Annotated in this window: 6 protein-coding genes; 3 read left to right on the top strand and 3 right to left on the bottom strand. The window is 64.0% G+C overall.

From position 1 onward, the window contains the following. The 3 genes from EN993_RS31230 to EN993_RS31240 all read left to right on the top strand — a co-directional run. The coding region (locus EN993_RS31230) for an IMP dehydrogenase (RefSeq protein ID WP_206532445.1) at nucleotides 1-449 on the top strand (449 nt) is incomplete at its 5' end. Next, nucleotides 400-1023: a hypothetical protein gene (locus EN993_RS31235; RefSeq protein ID WP_126068766.1), complete on the top strand. Its 624-nt coding sequence runs from the start codon at nucleotides 400-402 to the stop codon at nucleotides 1021-1023. The genes EN993_RS31230 and EN993_RS31235, both read left to right, overlap by 50 nt. Before the next feature lie 37 nt (nucleotides 1024-1060). Further along, complete coding sequence (locus EN993_RS31240; RefSeq protein ID WP_126068767.1) at nucleotides 1061-1480, top strand: MAPEG family protein; 420 nt, start codon at nucleotides 1061-1063, stop codon at nucleotides 1478-1480. Between the two features lie 66 nt (nucleotides 1481-1546). Here the strand turns inward: EN993_RS31240 and rnd are convergent, their stop codons facing one another. From rnd to EN993_RS31255, 3 genes are all read right to left on the bottom strand, one after another. Then, nucleotides 1547-2698, bottom strand: a complete 1152-nt coding sequence (gene rnd, locus EN993_RS31245) for a ribonuclease D (protein WP_109668530.1) — start codon at nucleotides 2696-2698, stop codon at nucleotides 1547-1549. A 75-nt stretch (nucleotides 2699-2773) separates the two neighbouring features. Next, nucleotides 2774-4018, bottom strand: coding sequence for an MFS transporter (locus EN993_RS31250; RefSeq protein ID WP_127265694.1), 1245 nt, complete (start codon nucleotides 4016-4018; stop codon nucleotides 2774-2776). A gap of 128 nt (nucleotides 4019-4146) precedes the next feature. Then, nucleotides 4147-4986 (bottom strand): MFS transporter (locus EN993_RS31255; RefSeq protein ID WP_127265695.1); only part of this gene is annotated, 840 nt, incomplete at its 5' end.

Genomic DNA, 4986 nt, shown 5'->3' on the forward strand with positions numbered 1-4986 from the left:
TAAAATATTCCGGCGATCTGGCCAAGGCGCTCGCCGCCGGCGCAAGTGCCGCCATGATCGGCTCGCTGCTGGCCGGAACCGATGAAAGCCCGGGCGAGGTCTATCTGCACCAGGGCCGCTCCTTCAAGGCGTATCGCGGCATGGGCTCGGTCGGCGCCATGGCCCGTGGCTCAGCCGATCGCTACTTCCAGGCCGAGGTGCGCGACACGCTGAAACTGGTCCCGGAAGGCATCGAAGGGCAGGTTCCTTACAAAGGACCTGTGTCTGGCGTGCTGCACCAGCTTGCAGGCGGGCTGAAAGCCGCTATGGGTTATGTTGGTGGCCGCGACCTTGCCGATTTCCGCGAACGCGCCACCTTTGTGCGCATATCCAATGCTGGACTTCGTGAAAGCCACGCCCATGACGTCACGATTACCCGCGAAAGCCCGAACTATCCCGGCGGAGCCTGACCAGTACGGGCTCGGGCGGAGCCTGACGGCGACGATCCTGCGGCTGTCGCGCCATGTGGGCGCGCTCTGTTTCCTGTCGGCGGTGGTTTTCATCGCCATGACGGTGCTGGAATTCTTCTACTTTCGCCAGTTGAGCGGTGGCTTGCCGTCACTCGACATGCGTATTTTCGGCTTCACCCCGGACGAAGGCATGGCCTGGCTGACGGCGCTCGGCCGGCGCGGTGGCGAGATCATTCTCGTCTGGCACTATCTGACCTTCGATCTGCTGTTCCCGGCGCTGCTGTCGGTGACGCTGGTCAGCCTGATCCTGGCAACCGGTCGGCGATTAAGGGCTTTCCGTGTGTTGCCGGGGCAGCTGCAGTCGATCTTCGCGCTGGTTCTGGTTCTGCCCTACACGCTTGCCGACTACGTCCAGAACATCGCGGTGGCGCGGCTTCTGTCAGATTTCCTGTCGGCGAACCCGGATTCGCTGTCTTTCGCCTCGTTGCTGATCGTGACCAAATTCGCGCTTTTAGCCATCCCGGCGATCGTCATTGCCGCCTTCTGGCTGGCAGGCCAGGCACGCCAGGCTTGATGCCGCACACAAAGCCCACCCGGGCAGGGGGCACTTCATGAACCAGACCACGATCTTTTGGCCTGTTCTGGCGCATGTGCTGCTGATCTACATCGTCTACTGCGTCCTGGGTCGGCGCAGATACGGCGCAGTCAGGTCAGGCGAAGCCAAAGCCGGTCAGTTCAAGGTGCGCTCGACCGAGCCGGCCTCCAGCATCACCGTTGCCGCCAATCTCACCAACCAGTTCGAGCTGCCGGTGCTGTTCTATGTGCTGTGCCTGACGCTGCACCTGACCAACGGCGTCAACTATCTGACCCTGGCGCTGATGTGGATTTTTGTCGCGTCGCGCTATTTCCATGCCTGGGTTCACCTGACGAGCAACAACCTGCTGCTGCGCAGCCGGTCTTTCTTCGTCGGAGCGGTGATTCTTCTGCTGGGATGGATCTGGTTCGCGCTGCACCTGCTCGGCGTGGTTTGAGCAGGTGTTTACCCTCCCCAAGGGGAGGGTAGCTCCGCAAAGCGGAGCGGTGTGGGGGTACAGCGGCTACAGGTCGAACACGGCGATCTTGCGCTTGTCGAACTTGATGCCGATCTCGCCGCGCACCAGCTTGAGCGCCGCCTCGCCGAACACCGCGCGCCGCCAGCCCTGCAGGGCCGGCACGTCGGCATCCTCGCCCTCGGCGGCGATGCGATCGATGTCGTCGCTGGAGGCCAGCACTTTCGAGGCCACGCCTTCCTTTTCGGCGACGATCCGCAGCAGCACCTTCAACAGTTCCGCCGCAGCGCTCGAGCCCTCGGGCGGCTGGAAATTCTTCGGCAGCTTCGGCATCTGCTCTTTGGGCAAGGCAAGCGCGGTGTTGACCGCGCCAAGCAGCGCCGTCGCCGTCGAGGAACGCTCCCAGCCTTTCGGCGTGGTGCGCAGCTTGCCAAGGGCTGCCGCGTCGCGCGGCGCCTGCTGCGCCACCTCGTAGATCGCGTCGTCCTTGAGCACGCGGCCGCGCGGCACGTCGCGTTCGCGCGCCTCGCGCTCGCGCCACGCCGCCACGCCCTGCACGATCGCCAGTTCCTGCGGCTTGCGCAGCCGCATCTTGAGGCGCTTCCAGGCGTCCTCGGGGTGCGGATCATAGGTCTCGCGCGAGGTCAGGACCTCCATTTCCTCGTTGAGCCAATGGGCGCGGTTTTCTCGCTCCAGTTCGGCGCTGAGGTGTTGATAGACCTCGATCAGATGGGTGACGTCGGCCAGCGCGTAGTCGAGCTGCTTGTCGGAAAGCGGCCGGTGGCGCCAGTCGGTGAAGCGCGACGACTTGTCGAGCCGCGCGCCGGTGATCCGCTGCACGAGCTGATCGTAGGAAACACTGTCGCCGAAGCCGCAGACCATCGCCGCCACTTGCGTGTCGAACACCGGATGCGGAACCAGATCGCCGAGATGGACAATGATTTCGATGTCCTGCCGCGCGGCGTGGAAGACCTTGACCACCGCTTCGTTGGCCATCAGCTTGAAGAACGGCTTCAGGTCGATATCAGGCGCCAGCGGATCGATCAGCGCCGTCACGCCGGGTGCGGCCATCTGGATCAGGCACAGAATCGGCCAAAAGGTCGTTTCTCGAATGAATTCGGTGTCGACGGTGACGAAATCCGACTTTTCGAAAGCGGCGAGAACGGTCTCGAGTTCTTTCTGGGTGGTGATGACGTGCATCAAATCGCTTTTGGCAGGAGTAAGGTCTTCCTAGATTTCAGCCGGCGGGGCTTTCGTCAAGCTTTGGCGCTATCGTCACGACCCAACCTGCCCGTCGGAATCGCTGTTTCTCTTGGCCAGCCGCGCGAAAACCGTCGAGGTACGCAAGAGTGCGGTGAAGCGGCTGCGCCTGCCTGCCGGCACGCCGGACCGGGCCTGCATCCGGTAGAGGATGACGGCGATGAAGATCGCATAGACCACGGCGCTGAACACGAACAGCGCGCTAGGCCCGAAATACTGCATCGCCGTCGAGGCGGCGAACGGGCCGCCAATGGCGCCGAAGGAATAGAACAGCATCAAGGCCGCATTGATCAGCACGAACTCGCCCGTGTCGGCGCGGTCGTTGGAATGCGCCGCCGACAGCGAATAGAGCGGCATGGCGAAACAGCCGAAGATGAAGATGATGATGAAGTTGAGCAGCGGATTGCTGCCAGCGATGAACACCAGCGCCAGTGCCGAAACCATCGCGCAGCAGGTCGTTATCAGCAGCACCCGGCGCCGGTCCCAGCGGTCGGAGAGATAGCCGAGCGGATACTGGATGATGGCGCCGCCGAAGATGCCGACGCTGACGAAGGTGACGACATCGGCGACCGACATGCCGATCTGCTCGGCATACACCGGCGACAATGTGCGAAAGGCGCTGTTGGTGACGCCGACTGCTATGCAGCCGAAGCAGCCCAGCGGCGAAATCCGCCAGACGCGCGCCAGGTCGAGCTTGACGTCTTCGGGCGGCGTCGGATTGGAGCGGTCGCCAAGCGAGACCGGCACCAGCGACAAGGTGATCATGATCGACATGATGGCGAAGATGGTGAAGCCGCCGGCGCCGAAGACCGGGATCAGGAACTGGGCGCCGGTGACGGAACCGGTGTCGACCATCCGGTAGATCGCCAGCACGCGGGCGCGATCCTTGTTGGCGACGCCGGAATTCAGCCAGCTTTCGACGATGGTGAACAGCCCGGCAAAGCAGAAACCGCCGGCAAAGCGCACCGCGCACCACATTACCGGATCGGGAACCAGCACCAGCAGCAAGGTGCCCGCCGAGGCGATCGCTGCCAGCGCCGAAAATGCCCTGATATGGCCGACCGCCTTCATGATGCGGGTGATCGCCAAGCAGCCGAGCAGGAAGCCGGCGAAATAGAAGGTGCCCATCAGGCCGATGTCGGAAGCGGAAAACCCTTCCTGTGCGCCGCGCAGCGCGATCAGCGTGCTCTGCAGCCCATTACCGCCGAGCAGGATGCCGGCGGCGAGAAGGAGCGGGATCAGCGGACGGATGGAGGACATGAAGCAATCACGTGTCGGTGATCCCTTCTTGAACCATCGCCTTGGCCAATACCAGCGGCAATTCCCGGCTAACTACAGCGAGGATATGTCCAATTGCTCGTGGCAGGTCTGCCACGCCACGAGAACGGTCAAGCCTCGCCGGTCCGCGCCAGCATCTTGTCCCGCGTTGGTTCGAGCGGCTCGTCCGCCGGCGCGGCGGATTTGTCCGCGGCTGGCCGCCGGCCAAGCGATCCAGAGGTCAGCAGGCTGAGGACGACGAAGGGGACGCCGATGCCAAAGGCCGAGCGGATGCCCCAATGGTCGGAGACGAAGCCGAGCAGCGGCGGGCCGAGCAGGAAAGCGACGAAGGAGATCTGCGACAGCGCCGCGACATTGATCGCCGCCGGCCGATCCGTCCGCTGGGCGGCGGCCGAGATCGCCAGCGGGAAGAGGGCACTGGTGCCGATCCCCAGAAAGGCAAAGCCCAGCATGGAGAAGAACGGCGCAGGCGAGAAAAAGATAATCAGCACGCCGGCGGCCATCATCACCAGCAGCACCCGCGCCACGCCGCTCGGCGAATTGCGGTCGACGAAACTGTCGGCGAAGAAGCGCGTGGTTGCCTGGGAAAAGGCGAACAGCGCCACGGTGAAGCCGGCGACGAAGGGGCCCGATTCGAACACGGTGCGCATGTAGATCGCCGACCAGTCGATGCTGGCGCCTTCCATCAGCATCGCGGAGAGCGTCACGGCCACGAGGACGAGGATCGGCAGCGTCGGCCGCGCCAGCACGGGCGCCTTCTCGCCGGTGCCGGCGAAGCGGCTCGGCGCCGGCTGGTAGCCGCCGAGGAACAGCACCATCGAGATCGCGACGATCGGCACGATCAGCGCCAGATGCAGTTGCGGCGATATGCCGAGATGCGCGAGCGCCGCGCCGAACAGGCCGGCGCCGAAAAAGCCCATGCTCCAGAACGAATGCGCGCGGTTCATGAT

Source organism: Mesorhizobium sp. M7D.F.Ca.US.004.01.2.1, from assembly GCF_003997785.1.
Taxonomy (GTDB): domain Bacteria; phylum Pseudomonadota; class Alphaproteobacteria; order Rhizobiales; family Rhizobiaceae; genus Mesorhizobium; species Mesorhizobium loti.

What these genes read in the sequence shown, in the direction of transcription:
- EN993_RS31235 (WP_126068766.1), top strand. Translation starts at nt 400, where the DNA reads ATGACGTCACGATTACCCGCGAAAGCCCGAACTATCCCGGCGGAGCCT.
- EN993_RS31240 (WP_126068767.1), top strand. Translation starts at nt 1,061, where the DNA reads ATGAACCAGACCACGATCTTTTGGCCTGTTCTGGCGCATGTGCTGCTG.
- rnd (WP_109668530.1), bottom strand. Translation starts at nt 2,698, where the DNA reads ATGCACGTCATCACCACCCAGAAAGAACTCGAGACCGTTCTCGCCGCT.
- EN993_RS31250 (WP_127265694.1), bottom strand. Translation starts at nt 4,018, where the DNA reads ATGTCCTCCATCCGTCCGCTGATCCCGCTCCTTCTCGCCGCCGGCATC.